Raw genomic sequence first — 19,439 nt, forward strand, 5'->3', positions numbered from 1 at the left:
AAACTTTTTTAACCAATAACAATGTTTTCTTCAACATAACTATATTCTTTTTTCCCTGTTCCACGCACTGATACTAATAGCGTTGATGAAACTCCTAATTGTCCAATAAACATTAAGAGAATTAAAACTAGCGTACTAAAAACTCCTAGACCATACATCTCGGTAAAGGAAAAGGCACTTAGTCCTACTGTCCCAAAGGCACTACAGATTGTAAATAAAACATTTAAAAAGTTTAAATGCGGATTTTCAGCACAAATAATTGTAACTGCTAAACCAACAAGGATTCCGGAAATTACCGTAACAACTAATGCCCGTTTCACCGTTTCATTTGGAATTTTCCGTTTAAAGGCATTAACACTATCATTATTCCGGATAACCGATCAAATTGCTAAAATAATAATAGCAAAGGTTGTTGTCCGGATTCCTCCAGCGGTTGAACTGGGAGCTGATCCTATAAACATCATCATTGACATAATTGCCCGCGATCCTGGTAAGAATTTTGTCATATCAACAGTTGAAAAACCGGCATTCCGCGTTGACATTGTATTAAAAAAGACATTCATAAAACCATTCCAGTTTGATGACGCTTGCGCTAAAATTGATTCTCCTGGGGCATTAATATTAACAAATTCAATTAATCAAACTCCAAAAACCCCAACAAAGGAAATTAATACATACGTAATAAAATTAATTTTGGTAAATAAACTGAATTTAACATTTTCCTTGTTTTTTCATGCAATAATTTTACGTTTTAAATCATAAAAAGTCGGGAAGCCTAAACCACCAATAACAAATTCAAATAAAAAGATAAATTGCATAAAATAGTTATCATTATATGGCATTAAAGACGAATTCCCAATAATATCAAACCCAGCATTATTAATTGCTGATACGGAGTGAAAAACCCCACTTCATAAACTATTTCAAAAATCATGATAAGTAACATTATCAATCATATGTTCACCAGCCGTTGACCCTGAGGAAAAATAAAAATTAAAAAATAGTAAAACTGCTGCAATAAACTCAATAATAACTAAAAAGATAAAACTATTTTTAATTAAATCCATTGTTTGGCCAAAGTTACTACTTCCTCGTTCTCCCTGCACTAACTGACGATCTTTAATTGAAATACGGCGCCCTAATAAGACAAGCAACATTACCTTAAAAGTTAAAACTCCAAAGCCACCAATTTGGATTAAAACAATAATTATAAATTGACCAAAAAAACTATAATCAGCAGCGGCATTAGCAATTGATAGTCCTGTATCAGAAAAAGCACTTGAAGCAGTAAATAATCCTACTAAGAAATTTCACTGAAAATTATATTCACCAATAATTTCTCCTCAAGGATCATATACTATTCGATTGCCAACAACAATCCCAGGCACAGATAATAGAAAACCGGTAATAAAAACGACTAAAACATAGATCAAAAATAGTTTTCCAGCAACTTTTGAAAATGGTAAAAAATGAAAGCGTGAACGGGTGATTGGAGCAGCATTATCATCACCTTTGCCTTTACTTGGTTCATGCTTTCTTTTAAAAATATTTTTAAAAAATTGCTGATAAATCTGCATTAATTTATACCCCTTACCATCTCTATTTATTAATAACATTATACTACAAGGTCTCAATAATATTCGTATTAGTTAAAAAATAGCAATAAATCCTCTTTTAGGAAAAATCCTCAATAAAGTTCTTCTTTATTGAGGATTTTCTTAGATTATTTTTCATAGTATTTAAATCAGAATTTTTCCGGGCCAATGCGCTGATAATCTTCAATCATTTTTGGCGTTAAATCATACATACAAGTTGAACAACAACTTTGATGCTCCTCGGTTGGTTCGCCACATAATACACAAGGAAAAATATCTTGTGAATTAAATTGACGGCGAAAATGGGCTAAAATTTTTTCTTTATCATTTCTGGTCATAAAATTAATCCTTTCTTATCTCAAAAGTTATTACGAATTAATATTACTATTATTATTTTACCGCGTTTTTAAGAAAATGTTAAGGGGGCTAATATTTGTGATATTTTTGCCTAAAAAAATAAAAAATAGTATAATATTTATACTAGGAATTGAGGAGATAACAAATGGCACGAAAAAAAAGTTTTGCAATTATCGGGATTAATAATTTTGGACAAGCAATTGTAGATACATTAATTCAGAAAAAACAACATATTATGGTTTTTGATATTGATCAAGCAAAAATTAATAATATGGTAGCAAGTTATGAGCAAGTCGATGGTGTAGCTTTAGATACAACTATTAAAGCTAATTTAATTGAGCAAGGAATGGAACAATATGATACCGTGATTGTTACAATGGCAACAAATATTGAGGCAAGTATTCTAACAATCATTAGTTTACAAGATATTGGTGTTGTTAATATTATTGCGAAAGCAAAAGATTCTCGTCATACAAGAATCTTAAAAGCATTAGGAATCACTAATATTGTTCAACCAGATGTAATGGCTGGGCATATGACCGCCTCAAAAGCCTTATTTGATGTTGATATTGAAATCCAAACAGTTGATGAAAACTATGCATCAGTTTCAATTATTGTTACTGAGCCTTCAATCGAAGGACAATCATTACTTGACTTACGTTTAATCAATAACAAAGACTATAACATTGTCCATGTTAAAAGAAAAGGACGAATTATTTTGCCAGCTGATGTTGATACATTAAAATTAGGAGATGAATTATTAGTTATTTCAAAAATTAACGCAATTAATGATTTAGTAATTAAATTACAAACAACTGACAATGAAAAAGATGGAAAGTAATTTCCATCTATTTTTTTTGATTTTTAAAAATTAATTCTTCAACAACTTTTTGTCCAATTTCTGGTGCTACTTGCCCTTTTGTTAACTTCATTAATTCTCCCATAAAGAATTTAATTACTCGTTCAGGGCGATCAACATATTGAGATAGCATTTCTACATTAGTAATAATAATTGGTTCAATAATTGTCGCAATTTCAGTTGAATCAGTAATTTGTTTTAGTCCTAATTTATCAACTAGATTTTTTGGACTAATATTTTCTTTTAATAACATTGGTAAGATTGTTTTAGCGTGCTTAGTTGAAATAATATTATCAGAAATTAAATTTAGCATTTCTGCTAATTGTTCTGGTAACAAAGTAATTTCAGCCCAAGTTAAACCATTTTGATTTAAATAACCTTGAATATCACCAATTAAATAATTCGCTAACATTGAATAATTTGTTGTTTGACGAGCAGTTACTTCAAAAAAACGCATTAAATCATAATCTTGTAGAATAACTTCAATTTCTGTTTCTTTTAACTGAAAGTCTTTTTGATAGCGAAGCCTTTTTGCTGCTGGCAATTCTGGTATCTGGCTAATAACATCATTAATTCATTCTGGGGGCAACTTAATTGGAAAAATATTAGGTTCTGAAAAATATTTGTAATCTGTTGCATCAGTTTTTTTACGCATTAAAACCGTTGATTTTGTTTTTTCATCAAAACGACGAGTTTCTTGTTCAACAGTTCCCCCTGTTAATAGAATTTGTGATTGACGTTTAATTTCATAATCAATTGCTTTTTCAACATTTGCTAAAGAATTTAAGTTTTTTAATTCAACTTTATTACCATATTTTTCACTACCAAATGGGCGCAAAGAGATATTAACATCACAACGTAGTGATCCTTCATTCATTTTAGCATCACTAATATTTGAATATAATAAAATTTCGCGTAATTGTTCTAAGTATTTGCGGACTTGATAACTTGTCCGTAAAACTGGTTCAGTAACAATTTCAATCAGACCAATTCCAGCCCGATTATAATCTAATAATGTTTTATCCTCATGATGTAATTGTTTTGCTGTATCTTCTTCAATATGTAAGCGTTCAATTTTAACAACAACAGGAGTATTATCCTCATCAATAATTGTTAAATAACCTCTTTTACCAATTGGATAGTACTGTTGAGTAATTTGAAATCCCTTTGATAAGTCCGGATAGTAATAATTTTTTCGGTCAAACTGCACAATTGGGTCAATTTCAAGGTGCAAGGCATGACAAGCAATTAAAGCTAATTCCACCCCTTTTTTATTAACTGTTGGCATCACTCCTGGGTAGCCAACATCCATAATATTAACTTTAGTATTTGGTGTTGCCCCATAACTAACTGGTCCAGGAGAAAACATTTTTGTCGTTGTTTTTAATTCAACATGATTTTCAATTCCAATAACAACTTCAAAATTATTCATTTTCTTCTCCTCCTGGGGCCACAAGATTTTTTAACCCCGTAATTTCTTCTATTAACAAACTAGCATTTAAAACAATTTGATCTGCAAACGGCTTGGCATTAATATTAACCCCAATTGGTAATCCATCAATCAAAGTTAACGGAACAGTTATTGATGGATTACCCATCATATTTGCTAAAACTAACAAGTCGTCAAAATAAAATTCTAAGTCTGATTCGGTTAAAGTATGTGCTTTAACACCTGTGATTTTTGGAGCCACTGTTGTTGCTGATGGTAACAATAAAATATCATAATTAGCAAAAATTTTCGTTAATTCATCAACAATTAAACGACGAACTCGTTTTGCTTTTAAAAATAATAGGGTCTGATTATCTTTTGATAAGGCATACGACCCAATTGCATAACGACGTTTAACAACCCTTCCAAAACCACTAACACGTGAATTAATCATTACATCTTCATATGTTTCACCAGAAACACGGAGACCAAAGTTAATTCCGTCTAACGCTGAATGGGTACTAATTGCTTCAGCATAAGAAATAATCATATAAACCGGTAATAATGCTTTTAATAATTCTTCTGGAAATGTTGCTTCACAAATTTCAACCCCGTGTTCTTGCAATTTTGTAAATAATTTATTAAAAGTTGTTTTTAATTCTGCAGATAATTGGTTATGAGCAAACGGAAAATAGGCAAATTTTTTCCCTTTTAAATCAGTTGTTATATTTTGATAATAATCTTTTTCTAGGCTAGTTAATGATGTCGCATCTTGGTGATCATTTTTTGCTAAATAATCTAAGATGATCGCACTATCAACAACTGAACGGGTAAAATAACCAACCGTATCTAATGATGGCGCATAAGGGATAACCCCAAATCGTGAAATTAAACCATAACTAGGTTTAAATCCAACAATTCCACAATAACTAGCTGGTTTACGAATTGAATCACCAGTGTCTGTTCCAAGCGCAAATGGAACAACTCCACTTGCTACTAAAGCGGCTGAACCAGATGATGAACCCCCTGTAATTCTTGTTAAATCTCACGGATTTAAAACATCACCAGTATAGGAATAAAGTCCATGCCCTCCCATTCCCAATTCATCTAAAGCACTTTTTGCGACTAAAATAGCATGTTGTTTTTTTAATAGTTCAGTGACTGTTGATTCATAAGTTGGGACAAAATTGCTTAAAATTTTTGAACTAGCTGTTGTTAAAATTCCTTTTGTCGCAAAATTATCTTTCGCCACATAAGGAATCCCCGCTAGAAAATCAGATGGTAAAATTGGGACATTATCTAATTGTGCTGCTAAATTTGTGGCAAATGTTTCTAATTCTGTTACAGTTGCATTTAAAATTTGATATTTTTTTAATTTGGCAATACTATCTTTAATTATTGCTGAAGGGGTAATTTCTTTTGCCACTAATTTTTCATGTAATTCTTTTACTGTATAATTCTTCATCATTATTTTACTACCTTATTAATTACAATATAATCCCCTTCTGCAACTGGTGCTAATGCTAAAATATTTTTTTGTTGTTCAGCGATTGGTCCAACATCTTCACGTAAATAATCAACTGTTAAATTATAAGGAAAATGCATTGAACGGACATTTGTTGTATCAATTTTTTGAACTAAATCCATTTGTTTTAAAATCACATCAAATTCATTTTTTAATTTTTCTAATTCTTCCGGTCCAAAATCTAACATAATATCATTTGCTAATTTTTTTAACTGTTCTGTGGTTACTTTCATTTTTTCCTATTCTCCTCCTTCAATTAGGTTGATAAAATCTATCTCACTAATTATTTTAACATTTAATTTTGCTGCTTTTAACAATTTGCTACCTCCATCTGTTCCGGCCAACAAATAAGTTGTTTTACTACTAATGCTATCCGAAACATGGCCCCCATAATTTTCAATTAATTCTTTAAAATATTCTCGCGGTTTTGATAATGTCCCAGTAATAACAAAACGCTGATTTTCTAATTTTTGAACAACAAAACTATCACTTTTTAAATACTTAATATTAACATTATGCTTAATTAGTTTGGCAATTTCCTCAACATTATTTGGAACATTAAAATAATCTACCACACTAGTAGCGACAATTGGTCCAACATCATTAATTACCGATAGCATTTCAACTGTTGCTGTTTGAATTGCACTAATAGTTTGGAATTTTTTGGCCAATAATTGTGCGGTTTTCTGTCCAACATGGCGAATTCCTAAGGCAAATAATAATCGTTCCAGCGATTTCTCTTTTGAACGATTAATTGAGTCAATCATATTTTGAAAGGATTTTTCCCCAAAATTATCCAATTCAATAATCTCATTACGATAGTTCTCTAATAAGTATAAATCACTAAAACTTTTTAAATATCCCAAGTCAAATAAACGGTTGATAATTTTTTCACTAACTCCTTCAATATTCATTGCCTTGCGCGAACAAAAATGTTCTAACCCACGGGTAATTTTTTTAGGACATAAAGAATTAACACAATATTGATCAACTTCATCATCTGTTTTTTCTAATCAATTCCCACAATCAGGACATTTTTTCGCCATTGTTCATTTAACAGTTTGTCTTGGTCGACGATTAAGTAAGGATTGAATTACTTCGGGAATAATATCTCCCGCCTTTTTCAATTCGACATAATCCCCAACCCGAATATCACGTTTAATAATAAAATCAGCATTATGTAATGTTGCCGCGCGAACAATCGTCCCAGCAATCCGTACTGGTTCTAAAACAGCATTATAAGTGATTTTCCCAGTTCGTCCAACACTAGGGAAAATATCAACTAATTTTGTCATAACAATTTCAGCGGGGAACTTATAAGCAATTGCTCACTTTGGATTTTTGGCTGTATAACCAATCCGATTATATAATTTAAAATCATTAACTTTAATGACAATTCCATCAATCTCATAACCTAATTGATGACGTAAATTTTGGTATTTTTGAATATAACCTCAAACTTCATCAACATTATGACATAATTGATATTCTTTATTTGTTTTAAATTTTAATCCTTCTAAATGTTTCAACGCTTCATACTGAGTTGGAATCCCATCCTCATTGGCATTAACATAATAATACAAAAAGGCATCTAAGTTCCGTTTTTGCACAATAGTTGAATCTAATTGTCGTAAAGTTCCTGCCGCGGCATTGCGGGGGTTAGCAAATAATGGTTCATCATTCGCAGCTCGTTCAGCATTAATTTTATTAAATTCTTCTAATGATAAATAAACTTCTCCCCGAACAATCAAATTAGGTTGTGCCACTTTTAATGGAATTGATTTGATTTTTTTAATATTAGTTGTAACATCTTCCCCAGCAATACCGTCTCCACGCGTTGCTCCCATTACTAGTAAATGATTTTGATAAACTAATGAGATTGATAAACCATCAATTTTTAATTCACATGTATAGGTAATTGATGATAAACCTGTTAATTCTTTAATTTGTTCATCAAAATGGACTAAATCCTCATAGTTAAAAGCATTTCCTAAGCTTAACATTGGGCTAGTATGGAAATATTTCGTAAACTTTTCGCTTACTGTCCCTGAAACTCGTTGGGTTGGCGAATCAAGGGTAATTAACGTTGGAAATTGTTGCTCTAAAGCGATTAATTCTTGCATTGCCCGATCATATTCTTGATCAGACACACTAGGCTTATCCAGAACGTAATATTGATAATTTCATTCTTCTAACGACTGTTTTAATTCTTCAATTCTGCTTTGTGCTGTTGCTTGGTTCATTGTTTTTCCTCCACTGTAGTTTAATAGTTATTTTTGTTTGTAATTAATCTGATTTTGTTGTTTTTGTTGGGGTTTTCAAGTAATTTTTTTAAATTGTTTAATTTTAACGGCATAAACAGAAGTATTAATGGCAACTAAAATCGCAACAATAAAGACTGTCGCATTATTTAATAAAGCCCGATCATTAAAGATTCAAATTAAGAAACGCCCAACCAATGGGTTAAAAAAAGTAACCGTTAAAATTGCCAACATATTAATTGATGTTTTGGCCGAAAAATTGGGAATTCGTTCCATAAAGAAAATTCATAATAATCCAAACCCTAGGAAAATAAAGGAAATAATTAAGAAAATGCTGTTAGCTAAGTCCTTAATTTTTGCTAATTCTAATTGGGTATAAATTGAGGAAGCAATTGCTTCAAGATTTCAAAAATCAAGCTTAATTTTCCCTGAAGCTAATAAAATCAAAACTGAAGCAATTGTAAATAAACTAGGGATAACAAAAATTAAGGCACGATTATGACTATAAATTGCCTTCTCAATTTCAAAAATCCGTGCATAATTACGATATAGTAAAAAGGATAAAATAATCATAATTAACATTAATCCTAAAAAAACAAAAATTAATCAAATTGTTCCATATCAAATATTATAGAAAATAAAACAAATTGTTGGAAAAACCGTAAACTTTACTAAATCCTTTAAAAAATTAACTTGATACTTTAACATTGTAATTCAACCACTAACATAGACTAAAAAAAGAATAATATAAGTGGCATCTCAGTCAAAGGTGATATAACTAGTAAAAATAATCCCAATGATTCATGGCATATTACGATTACGATACTCAGCATTAGTATAGATACTTAGAATAATAAAAATGACAAAAAATAAGTTTGTTATCATATTTTCGGGGTGTCATGCATCATAGCCAAAATAATAAATTAGTAATTTTGATCCCGTTAAAATTAGGAGCGAAAAAAAGCCAATGACTAAATTGTTATTATTTTTGCGAGAAAAATTATTTAGTAACGTAACAAATAGCGCTGCGAAAACCATCGCATCTAATATATCTAATAAATTCAAGATAATTTCATTAGGGTCTAGGTTGGTAATTGTAAACCACATTGAGACATTGGTGAATCAACCTAGGGATGCTAATGCTCTTGTATTACCAATAATGACACTAGGATCTAAAACAAATTTAGTTAGGTCTTTTTCATCCCGAGTAAAAAAAGTTAAAATATAACTAGTATTTAAATTTTGTCCAGCGGGGGAAATAAAATAGTTTTTAAAATAATAAACTAAAATAAAAATGGCCATTGCAAACAAAAAAATTGCATGATTTTTATCTAATAAACGAATATTAAATCAAAACCGAATTAAAATTAACAGGACTAATGAATAAAGAACATTGACAGCACCTAGTAAATAAACTAGAAAAATGTAACGTAAATCAGGAATTAATTGAAACGGCATTAAAAAGAGCGAAACAGCAGCAAAATAAAAGAAAAAACCAATAATCATCCCAAAATAAATATTTTTTGTTCGTAATTTTAGCATTTCTGTTAAAACAGCCCCTGTTGAAGAAAAAATCCAATAATAATATATTGAAAAAGCAATCGCAATAAAGATTAGTTTGACCATTGAATTAATTTCCTTTCTTTTTAACAATTATAGCAAAAAGTGTCGTAAAAAGGATAATTGCCAAAAAATAAAAAAATCTTATTAATAAGATTTTTTTATTTGGTTATTCAACAATAGCAATTACTTCACCTTGTTTAACTTTTCCAGTTTTTAAAAGTTTAATTGTATGATTACCAATTGCATCTGGTGTGAAAACAATTGGAGTGTCTAAACTTGGCACTTTATCTTTAATCTGGTTTAAATTAACTTCACACAATAAGTCTCCTTGTTTAACATTATCATCTTGTTTAACTTTAATGTCGAAACCTTCACCATTTAATGAAACTGTATCCATTCCAATGTGTAATAATAACTCAACTCCACTTGCATGTTTAATTCCATAAGCATGACCTGTTGGAAAAACTGTCATTAGTCTTCCCGTCATTGGGGCTAAAAAGTTTCCGGCACTTGGTTTAATTCCAAAACCATCTCCTAGCATTTTTTGTGAAAATACTTCATCATTAACATCGTCTAATTTAATTATTTCACCATCAACTGGGGCAATAATCTCAATCTCTTTACTTTTTTTTGTAAACAATCCCATTTTGAATTATCCCTTTCTAAATTCTTGAAATATACTCTAAGTATACTATAATTTTTAAAATTGCGGGGACAAATTTTCAAATAACTTTGTTGCTTATTTTTCTCTAACTACCATAAACACTAGGACTCATAATAACGAGACCTTCAATCATAACAACAACAGATGCTAATAGACATAACGAAAAAATTAGTAATATAATTAAGGCTTTATTTTTAACTAACAGTTTTTTTACAATAATTTTTTGTTTTGTATCAATTATAACCCCCGTTGGTGACTGCTTGATTTTTTGCCGACGTTCTCAACAATATCATAATCCACTAGCTAAAGTTAAAACACCAAAAGTAGCCACTAAAATAAGGGCAATTAATAAGGTTGAATTCATTGGATTTACATCTCCTAACTTAAAAATAAAAAAACACTACTTTAATATAGTGTAATTTTAACGAAATTATTAAATTATTGCAATGCTTCTTTTGTTGCGGCTTCAACTAGGACTAAAACTTCATCATTTGTTTCACACATAATTGCTTGCTCGACTAACTTTTCCATTGCTGATACTTCTAATTTACTAATAATACGACGAGCATTTAAAATACTTGTTGCTGACATTGAGAAGTAATCTAACTTCATTCCCATTAATAATGGGATTGCAGCGGGATCTCCAGCCATTTCTCCACACATTCCAACTCATTTACCAGCTTGGTGAGCCCCATCAATAATTGATTTAATTAATCGTAAAATTGATGGATTATATGGTTGGTATAAGTATGAAACAAATTGACTCATGCGGTCAGCAGCCATTGTATATTGAATTAAATCATTTGTTCCAATTGAGAAGAAATCAGCATATTTTGCAAATTGATCAGCAATTACTGCTGCTGCTGGAATTTCCATCATCATTCCGATTTCAACATCATCAGCAACTTTTTGCCCTTCTTGAATTAATTTTGCTTTTTCTTCTAAAACAATAGCTTTAGCTGCTTTAAATTCATCAACTGTTGCAATCATTGGAAACATAATTCCTAAATGGCCATAAACACTTGCTCGTAATAATGCTCTTAACTGTGTTCGGAACACTTCTTCTTTATCTAAACATAAACGAATTGCCCGATATCCTAAAAATGGGTTCATTTCATGTGGAAATTGAAAGTAAGATAATGTTTTATCGCCCCCAATGTCTAATGTTCGAATAATAACAGCTTTTCCGGACATATTTTCTAATACTTCTTTATACGCAACAAATTGCTCTTCTTCGGTTGGAAAGTGATCATTATCCATGTATAAAAATTCACTACGGAATAATCCAACTCCTTCGCCCCCGTTTTCTAATACCCCATGGATATCTTTCGGTGAACCTATATTTCCTTCTAAAACAAATTTAGTGTAACCATCTTTTGAAACAGTTGCTTTATCTTTAAAAGTTAATAGTTCTTTTTGTTGCTCAACAAATTTATTACAAGCAGTTCTTCATTCTGACATTTCTTTATCACTTGGGTTTAAAATAACAATCCCAGTTTCACCATTAATCATAATATTTTGATGGTGTTTAGTTTCCTTTGTAATTGTTTTTAATCCTAAAACTGCTGGGATTTCTAAGCTACGAGCCATAATTGCGGCATGACTTGTTCTTCCTCCCATATCACAGGCAAATCCTTTTGCAAATTTTGGATCTAATTGTGCTGTTTGTGATGGGGTTAAATCATCAGCCACAATAATAACTTCTTCATTAATTGTTGCTAAATCCAACACTGGTACATTTAATAAATATTTAATTAATCGATCAGTAACATCTTTGATATCAGCTGCTCGTTCTTTAAAATATGGATCATCCATTGCACTAAACATTTCAATAAATTTTTGAGCAACAGTATGAATTGCAAAAGCGGCATTATTTTTATCATTATTAATCATTGTTTTTGCATCATCAATCATTGCTGGGTCATTTAAAATTTGCCCATGAGCTTCAAAAATAGCGGCTTTTTCTGGCCCTAATTTTTCTAATGTAATTTCTTGTAATCTAATAATATCAGCACTAGCTTTTGTCATTGCTGCTTCTAATTTTTCAATTTCAGCTGTAACATCAATAACGTTTTGTTCAGGAATAACATATTTTGGTTCTTCTAATTTAAAAACTTTGGCGATGGCAATCCCTTGACTAGCCCCAATTCCTTGCATTTTATTTGACATATTTTTTCTCCTCTTTTATTTAAAAATTTTCACTTCATTTTTATTATAAACGAAAAAACAAAAGTTGAATAATTTTATTTTATTTCTTATCCCCTTTTAAAATTTTATAAAATACCTTACAATATAAACAAATAAGAATCAAATTACCACCTTTTTTACCAATAACAATTAAAAATTGAAGATTACGTAAGGAGGAGTCCTTAATGGAAACAGAAATTTATCAAAAAGTTATTACCTGTTTAGAAAATATTCGGATGCATTTAAAAATTAGTCAGCTTGAATTTGCTGCTTTTTTGTCGCTAACGCGCGAAGGCTATCGCCTTGCCATCGCCAAAGATACTAATCGCCATAAGCAATACATTAAACTTGACCTTATTCATATTTTTAGTGCAATTCTTTTTAATCTCGAAAATTATCAATTATGACGGGAAAATTTAGTAATAATCCAACAAGAAATCAACAGTTGCTTTACCAATTATTACCTACAATTATTAGCGATTTTACCCGTTGCTAAGAATTCTTAGCAAAATTAATCTCTACAAAATGTTATAAAAAAGTTAGAAAGGAGAATCTAAATTTTTATTGCAAATAAATCTGAAAGGAGAATAAATAATAATGGAAGAAATGAAAATATTTCTACAACATTTTGGCCTAGAGTTTTTTGGGACAATGTTGTTAATTATTTTAGGAAATGGGGTTGTTGCTAATACAATCTTAAAAAAAACAAAAGGAAATGGGCAAGGTTTTTTTGCCATTACTGCTGGATGAGGTTTCGCTGTTTTAGTAGGAGCGATGATTTCTAGTGCCCTAAAGGGTGTTGCTCACTTAAATCCAGCTGTAACCTTTGCCATGGTTGTTCAACAAACTTGGTTTAATGCCAATGGTTGATATCTATTACCTGCGCTCTTACTTGGACAATTAGTTGGAGCTGTTATTGGTCAAATTATAGTTGATATCTTTTACTGAAAACACATTAAAGATACTGTAACAGAACAACCAGATTTTATCTTAGCAATCCACTCAACAGGTCCAACACATAAAAATAATTTTTTTAATTTCTTTGCCGAATTTATTGGGACATTTGTCTTAATTAGTGCAATTTTAGCAATTGGGAAATACAATACCTTTAGTTTAGGGGCTTGAGGACCACTATTTGTCGGATTAACGGTCTTTGGAATAGGATTATCATTAGGAGGGACAACTGGTTATGCAATTAACCCAATTCGGGATTTAGCGCCACGGTTAGTTCACTTTGTCCTACCACTTAAAAATAAAGGTAGTTCAAACTGAAGTTACAGTTGAGTGCCAGTTATTGCCCCTAGTGCAGCAGGTTTTGTCTGTGGAGCAATATTTTTACTATTTTAACCAATAAAGTGAGGATAACTGATAATGACTAACGAAGAAATTTATGATATTTGCATTATTGGGGCTGGTGTAATTGGCGGAGCCATAAGCCGTGAATTAAGCCGCTATCATTTAAAAGTAATCGTCCTAGAAAAAAATAAAAAAGTGGCAATGGAAACTTCCGAAGGAAACTCCGGGGTTATCCATGGTGGATTTGACCCAACTCCTGGTAAATGAACAGCTAAATTTAACATAACCGGAAACTATTTATATCAAACACTCTTTCAAGAATTAAATTTCCCCCATCAGCAAGTAAATTCATTAGTAATTGCCTTTAATAAAGATGAACAAGAGCAATTAGAATTACTATACCAAAGGGGGTTAACAAACCAAGTTAAACCAGAACACTTAAAATTACTTGATCAAAAAACCGTTCATCTCCTTGAACCAAATCTTAACCCAGATGTAATTGGCGGGCTATTATGCACTTCCTCTTATGTTGTTGATCCAGTTATTTTAACAAAGAGTTTCTTTTCCAATAGTATTAAAAATGGCGTTAATCTTTGCTTAGACCATATGGTGTCTAATATTACTTATCAAAATAATTATTTTACAATTAGCGTTAATACTCAAAATACTGTTAAAACTTATTATGCAAAATACATTATTAATGCGGCAGGCCATTATTGTGATGAAATTGCCGCAAAAGCTGGGTATCCTGATTTTCAATTAACCACCTTACGCGGTGAATACTGTGTCTTAGAAAAAAGTGAAGGACACTTAGTTAATAATATTGTTTTTATGGTTCCCACAATTCATGGTAAAGGAGTTATTGTTGCACCAATGTTAGATGGTCACTTATTAGTTGGTCCAACTGCCCAAGAAGATGTTCCAAAAGATGAAACTCGGTTAGTTACACCAGCAATGGAACCCCAAATTAGGGCAATTGGTCAACATATTATTCCTAGTATTAAAATGGCCAAAACTTGTTATCGTTTTGCTGGTTCACGACCAATAGAGCCAACAACAAAAGATTTTTATTTAGCCCCTGCTCATGATAATTCAAAATTTATTAATGTGGCAGGAACAAAATCACCAGGACTAAGTTCGGCACCAGCAATTGCAAAATATATCATAACCCTTTTAGAACAAGCTGGATTAACATTATTACCTAATCCAACCTTTGATCCTATACAAACCGAAATTATTCCGACAATTTAAGAAAGGAGAAATATTAATGGCAAAATATATTATTAGTTTAGATGAAGGAACAACTAGTTGTCGAACATTAATTATTAATCATCAAGGAGAAATTGTTGCTAGTGATGCCTTAGAGTTCAGTCAAATTTTCCCGAAAGCGGGGTGAGTTGAACATGATGCCATTGAAATTTGAAACTCCCAGCGAACAACCTTAGTACAATCTGTTAATAAAGCAAAAATTAAAATTGAAGAAATTGTGGGAATCGGGATTACAAATCAACGAGAAACTGTTGTAATGTGAGACCGCCAATCTGGTTTACCAATCTATAACGCGATTGTTTGACAAGATCGACGAACAGCTGATTACTGTGATGAATTAATTAAAGCGGGAAAAAACAAAATGATACAAGAAAAAACTGGTTTAATAATAAACCCCTACTTTTCAGCTTCAAAAATTAAATGAGTTTTAGATAATGTTGAAGGGGCTCGTACTTTAGCAGCTAACAATAATTTGATGTTTGGAACAATTGATACTTGATTAATTTATCGTTTAACTGGAGGGGAAGTTCATGTCACAGATTCAACAAATGCTAGTCGAACAATGTTATTTAATATTCATACCCAAACATGAGATGAAGACTTATTAACATTGTTCGATATTCCAAAAAACATTTTACCAATGGTTAAATCTTCTTCCGAAGTTTATGGTCAAACCTTCCCTGGTTTATTAAGCAAAAAAACCGAAATTAGAATTCCAATTGCTAGTGCAATTGGGGACCAACAAGCAGCGTTATTTGGGCAATTATGCTTAGAACCAGGAGAAGTTAAAAATACTTACGGAACTGGATGTTTTATTTTAATGAATACTGGAGAAATACCTGTTACATCAAACAATGGTCTTTTAACAACCATAGCATTGAATTACAATAATAAAATAACTTATGCCTTGGAAGGATCAGTTTTTGTTGCTGGGGCGGCGATTCAATGATTACGAGATGCTTTAAAAATTATTTACCATGCAAGTGAAACTGATTGATATACTGGTTTAGTGAATGATGACCAACAAGTTTATGTTGTCCCTTCCTTTACTGGTTTAGGGTCACCCTACTGAGATTCATATTCACGAGGAGCAATCTTTGGTTTAGAACGTGGAACAAAGCGAGAACATCTTGTTAAAGCAACGCTGGAATCATTAGCTTATCAATCATATGATGTTATTATGGCAATGGCAGAAGATTTACAACAACCTATTAAAACAATTAAAGTGGATGGCGGTGCAAGTCGCAATAATTATTTAATGCAATTCCAAGCTGATATTAGTCAAGTTGAAGTTGTTCGACCAAAAAACATTGAAACAACAGCAATGGGAGCAGCCTTCTTAGCAGGATTAGCTTTAAACTTCTGAGCATCAATTGATGATATTAAAGATATTTTAATTGTTGATAAAAAATATCAGCCAAAACTGGACAAAACAATTATTAAAAAATTATTGAAAGGTTGAAAAGTTTCTGTAACAAGAACATTTAATTGATTAAAAGATATCGCATAAAAAATAGCCTATTATGGCTATTTTTTTACTTATTATATTAAAAATATTTAAGATTGTGTTAATTTTAATGGCGCTGGTAAAATAGTTAGCCTTGTTTTTAAATTGCTACCACTAAAATCCAATGTGTTATTTATTCAAAAAGAAAAATTGCAACTAGTCTCTGATTGAATTGATGCTTCCCTTTTAGAATCTCTAACTATTGTAAAATGATAAATCCGTTTATCATATTTATCTTGTACTGGTAACTCTTCTTTAATTTTTAAATAAGAAATGGAATTACCACTATTATCTTTAAAGGAACTTATAAAACTTGTTATATCGGTGTTTTTATAGTATAAATTCCCTAAAATTAAAGTTGCATAAATACAGTCTTCATCCAATTGAAAATTATATTTATTAAAAACAACTTTATTTTTTTTTAATACATATAGGTTTCGATCTGTACTACAAGAAACTGCTAATGACGAGGTAGTTGTTATCATAGAAACAGCAGTAAACATTACTACTAATTTTTTCATATCATTTCTCCTGATCTAACCCAAACATTTTAATAGTTCTTCATAATTATTATAAATCTTATATTAAAAAATACAACATTACTTTTTAAAACGATGGAATAAATTATGTGGTTGTTGAGACATATTTTTAAATGCTTATTTTTGCATTATAAGCATTTAGAAGATGAAAAATCTTATTTACTTATATTTATTAAACCACCTTTCTTGAAAATTACAATACAAAAGAGCACTAATTTTATAAATTAGCTAATAATTTTTTTATTAAAGCTTTGAATAAATATATTAGTTTTTAGTACTTAAAATACCTCGAACTGCTCTGACTAAACCCTTAGTTTTTGACCTCAGAATCGGTACCGTACCTTGTTTGGGTTCATAACGCTGAACAACATCATATTCATTTTTTACTCAAATATTTTGGAAAAAGTAATTTTTTCTAGCTTTAAGTTCATCATTATAGTCATTTGTTATAATTTCAATTGGATCTCATCCATTTACTTTGGCCATCCGCATACTTAGCATATTTGAAAACGTTAATTTACTATATGCCTTAGCGCCGTAGGATTTTAACGACTTAACATTATGTGAAATTTGTGCTTCCGTTTGTGATCCAATATAGTATTCTTTACTATAATTGCTAATCCCCTCTTTATTACCTTTCACATATTTTAAAAGCTCTTTAATTTGAGGTTTTTTATGATTTAAAAAATCAAATTTCTTTTGATAAGTTGGAGTTAACAAATCATGGATATATTTAATTAAGTTTTGTACATCACCATTTTTAATAAAAGCCGATAAATCATAATAAATTGCTTTCTTTTGCTTTTCTAGTGAATTTAAATATCCTTCTTTTTTTCTGTTAAATCGCCGAAAATTGAAACATTTATGCAAATACTTTTTTAAATGAAATTCATCTAAAACAATATCACCATGAAGTTGCGATGCCGTTGTTTTAATTCATGTCGCCCCATCTCCAAGAATAACAACTTTTTTATCTTTTAACTCATAGTTTTCATTTAAAAACTTATACAATTTTTGATGATAATTATTTAAATTCTGTTCTCAATTATCTTTTAAAATCATAAACAGCTTTTTATTTTTTAATACTCTACGATTATTAATTGACTTTTCTTTATCAAAACCGGTATGGGCATACGCCATTCGGATTGTACTTTTACTAATTTCTTTCTTTCGTGATTTTTTGTTGTAATTAAAAATATTGGTGTACGTATCATCAACTCCTACATACAAATATTTTCCTTTAAACTTAATTTTTTTCTTATCAAAATTAGCGCAAAAATTATTATACTCTTGCAAATTAATACTTCGATTAATGTTTGAAATTGTCATTAATGAAATTTCTGAATACTTATATTTGTCTAAAATATCCCGGTAGCGCTTACCACTATCTAATTCTTTCAATATTTTAACATATAAGTCAAAGTGTAGTCGCTGATAAGGTTTACGGCCAATTTCAACGTCTAACAAAAAAACATATTTATGTTTATACAATTTTCGATCATAGTAACGGAATCTTGTTCTTTCATAAGTAACTTGCCCTCACTCAGTAATTAAAGTAGCGGGACGTTTACCATAAAGAATATAACCTTTATTGTTATTTGAATATTTTTGTCGCAAACGTAAATCCAATTCTTCATAGTGTTCTTGAATAGCTTTTCTAGTTTTATTTTTAACTTCTTCTTCAATATCTTCAAACATTTTAATTTGTTTAAAAATATTTTGGGTATAGTCATTTTGATACAAAGAAAAATTAATACTATTTTGGTACATAATATTTTTTACCCCTATTCTGATCTGATTGAATCCTAATATGTTATTTTCTTTTGATGATACTTTTTAATTAATAGTTTAATATGTTTTAAAATTAAGATTATGTTATGATTATATCATAAAAAACCCTGATTTTATTGAGTATTCAGGATTACAAAATATTTATATGAATAGAGAGGAATATGATTGATGAAACATCAATATTTTAGTAATGAACTGATTGATTTATTTAATTCCCCAGCTCAAACTTTAGAATTACCAGCCCGAGTTCTTAATGTTCTTAAAACTAAATTTAAACACAATTCTATTTCTTTATTTGATTTTAATACAATCCAAGTAAGACACTTAATTCAATGTTTATATATTTTTACTAATGATGTTCGTAATGTTGGAAATAAAACTAAATTAGAACTTATTAAAATTTTGGAACAGCAAAATTTAAGAATTTTTACGTATCAAGAAATTTTGGAAATTTATAATTATGAATATACAAATAACAAATGATTTTTATTCAACAATAAAGAAGATATCAAATATTTTGAGCCATATAAAAACTGGCGACAACTGATTTTCTCTCCTAAAACACTAGAAAAAATAGGCCAAAATAAAAAAAATTAA

18 protein-coding genes are annotated in these 19,439 nt (G+C 30.3%); 6 read left to right on the forward strand and 12 right to left on the reverse strand.

All coding sequences use genetic code 4. The features are described 5' to 3' along the window. Nucleotides 1–8: 8 nt before the first annotated feature. Together SCHRY_RS04520 and SCHRY_RS04525 are read right to left on the reverse strand one after the other, a co-directional pair. A complete protein-coding gene (locus SCHRY_RS04520) occupies nucleotides 9–1,577 on the reverse strand; it encodes a TrkH family potassium uptake protein (RefSeq protein ID WP_016339276.1) in 1,569 nt (522 codons plus the stop codon). Between the two features lie 146 nt (nucleotides 1,578–1,723). Then, nucleotides 1,724–1,933, reverse strand: a complete 210-nt coding sequence (locus tag SCHRY_RS04525) for a hypothetical protein (protein WP_016339277.1) — start codon at nucleotides 1,931–1,933, stop codon at nucleotides 1,724–1,726. A gap of 164 nt (nucleotides 1,934–2,097) precedes the next feature. Between SCHRY_RS04525 and SCHRY_RS04530 the strand changes: the two genes are divergently transcribed. Continuing rightward, nucleotides 2,098–2,793, forward strand: a complete 696-nt coding sequence (locus SCHRY_RS04530) for a potassium channel family protein (RefSeq protein ID WP_016339278.1) — start codon at nucleotides 2,098–2,100, stop codon at nucleotides 2,791–2,793. Nucleotides 2,794–2,800: 7 nt separating this feature from the next. Here the strand turns inward: SCHRY_RS04530 and gatB are convergent, their stop codons facing one another. The 8 genes from gatB to ptsP all read right to left on the reverse strand — a co-directional run bounded on the left by gatB (nucleotide 2,801) and on the right by ptsP (nucleotide 12,422). Beyond that, nucleotides 2,801–4,243 carry an Asp-tRNA(Asn)/Glu-tRNA(Gln) amidotransferase subunit GatB gene (gene gatB, locus SCHRY_RS04535; protein ID WP_016339279.1) on the reverse strand — a complete coding sequence of 481 codons (1,443 nt, stop codon included), beginning with the start codon at nucleotides 4,241–4,243 and terminating at the stop codon, nucleotides 2,801–2,803. After that, a complete protein-coding gene (locus SCHRY_RS04540; RefSeq protein ID WP_016339280.1) occupies nucleotides 4,236–5,708 on the reverse strand; it encodes an amidase family protein in 1,473 nt (490 codons plus the stop codon). The genes gatB and SCHRY_RS04540 overlap by 8 nt, the downstream gene beginning before the upstream one ends. Then, a complete protein-coding gene (gene gatC / locus SCHRY_RS04545) occupies nucleotides 5,708–5,998 on the reverse strand; it encodes an Asp-tRNA(Asn)/Glu-tRNA(Gln) amidotransferase subunit GatC (RefSeq protein WP_016339281.1) in 291 nt (96 codons plus the stop codon). The genes SCHRY_RS04540 and gatC overlap by 1 nt, the downstream gene beginning before the upstream one ends. 6 nt (nucleotides 5,999–6,004) lie before the next feature. Further along, a complete protein-coding gene (ligA, locus tag SCHRY_RS04550) occupies nucleotides 6,005–8,008 on the reverse strand; it encodes an NAD-dependent DNA ligase LigA (RefSeq protein ID WP_016339282.1) in 2,004 nt (667 codons plus the stop codon). A gap of 27 nt (nucleotides 8,009–8,035) precedes the next feature. Then, entirely contained in the window at nucleotides 8,036–9,652 is a 1,617-nt protein-coding gene (locus SCHRY_RS04555) for a hypothetical protein (protein WP_016339283.1), read from the reverse strand. Between the two features lie 103 nt (nucleotides 9,653–9,755). Then, nucleotides 9,756–10,235, reverse strand: a complete 480-nt coding sequence (locus tag SCHRY_RS04560; RefSeq protein WP_016339284.1) for a PTS sugar transporter subunit IIA — start codon at nucleotides 10,233–10,235, stop codon at nucleotides 9,756–9,758. A gap of 103 nt (nucleotides 10,236–10,338) precedes the next feature. Next, nucleotides 10,339–10,617, reverse strand: coding sequence for a hypothetical protein (locus tag SCHRY_RS04565; protein WP_016339285.1), 279 nt, complete (start codon nucleotides 10,615–10,617; stop codon nucleotides 10,339–10,341). Between the two features lie 74 nt (nucleotides 10,618–10,691). Continuing rightward, on the reverse strand, nucleotides 10,692–12,422 hold the full coding sequence (ptsP, locus tag SCHRY_RS04570) for a phosphoenolpyruvate--protein phosphotransferase (protein WP_016339286.1): 1,731 nt from the start codon (nucleotides 12,420–12,422) through the stop codon (nucleotides 10,692–10,694). 203 nt (nucleotides 12,423–12,625) lie between these two features. Here ptsP and SCHRY_RS04575 point away from each other — a divergent pair, with 203 nt between their 5' ends. The 4 genes from SCHRY_RS04575 to glpK all read left to right on the forward strand — a co-directional run bounded on the left by SCHRY_RS04575 (nucleotide 12,626) and on the right by glpK (nucleotide 16,515). Beyond that, nucleotides 12,626–12,946 (forward strand): hypothetical protein, encoded by a 321-nt coding sequence (locus SCHRY_RS04575; protein ID WP_016339287.1) that lies wholly within the window; start codon nucleotides 12,626–12,628, stop codon nucleotides 12,944–12,946. Between the two features lie 91 nt (nucleotides 12,947–13,037). Next, nucleotides 13,038–13,787, forward strand: coding sequence for an MIP/aquaporin family protein (locus SCHRY_RS04580; RefSeq protein ID WP_016339288.1), 750 nt, complete (start codon nucleotides 13,038–13,040; stop codon nucleotides 13,785–13,787). Between the two features lie 24 nt (nucleotides 13,788–13,811). Beyond that, nucleotides 13,812–14,987: a type 2 glycerol-3-phosphate oxidase gene (gene glpO, locus SCHRY_RS04585; protein ID WP_016339289.1), complete on the forward strand. Its 1,176-nt coding sequence runs from the start codon at nucleotides 13,812–13,814 to the stop codon at nucleotides 14,985–14,987. 16 nt (nucleotides 14,988–15,003) lie between these two features. Further along, on the forward strand, nucleotides 15,004–16,515 hold the full coding sequence (glpK, locus tag SCHRY_RS04590) for a glycerol kinase GlpK (RefSeq protein WP_016339290.1): 1,512 nt from the start codon (nucleotides 15,004–15,006) through the stop codon (nucleotides 16,513–16,515). Between the two features lie 47 nt (nucleotides 16,516–16,562). Here the strand turns inward: glpK and SCHRY_RS04595 are convergent, their stop codons facing one another. Both SCHRY_RS04595 and SCHRY_RS04600 read right to left on the reverse strand, forming a co-directional pair. After that, entirely contained in the window at nucleotides 16,563–17,033 is a 471-nt protein-coding gene (locus SCHRY_RS04595; protein WP_016339291.1) for a hypothetical protein, read from the reverse strand. 282 nt (nucleotides 17,034–17,315) lie between these two features. Beyond that, nucleotides 17,316–18,821 (reverse strand): Mbov_0401 family ICE element transposase-like protein, encoded by a 1,506-nt coding sequence (locus SCHRY_RS04600; RefSeq protein ID WP_016339292.1) that lies wholly within the window; start codon nucleotides 18,819–18,821, stop codon nucleotides 17,316–17,318. 189 nt (nucleotides 18,822–19,010) lie between these two features. On the opposite strand from SCHRY_RS04600, the gene SCHRY_RS04605 reads away from it, so the two are divergent. After that, nucleotides 19,011–19,439: a hypothetical protein gene (locus SCHRY_RS04605; protein WP_016339293.1), complete on the forward strand. Its 429-nt coding sequence runs from the start codon at nucleotides 19,011–19,013 to the stop codon at nucleotides 19,437–19,439.

It is taken from the genome of Spiroplasma chrysopicola DF-1, assembly GCF_000400935.1.
Lineage (GTDB): Bacteria > Bacillota_I > Bacilli_A > Mycoplasmatales > Mycoplasmataceae > Spiroplasma > Spiroplasma chrysopicola.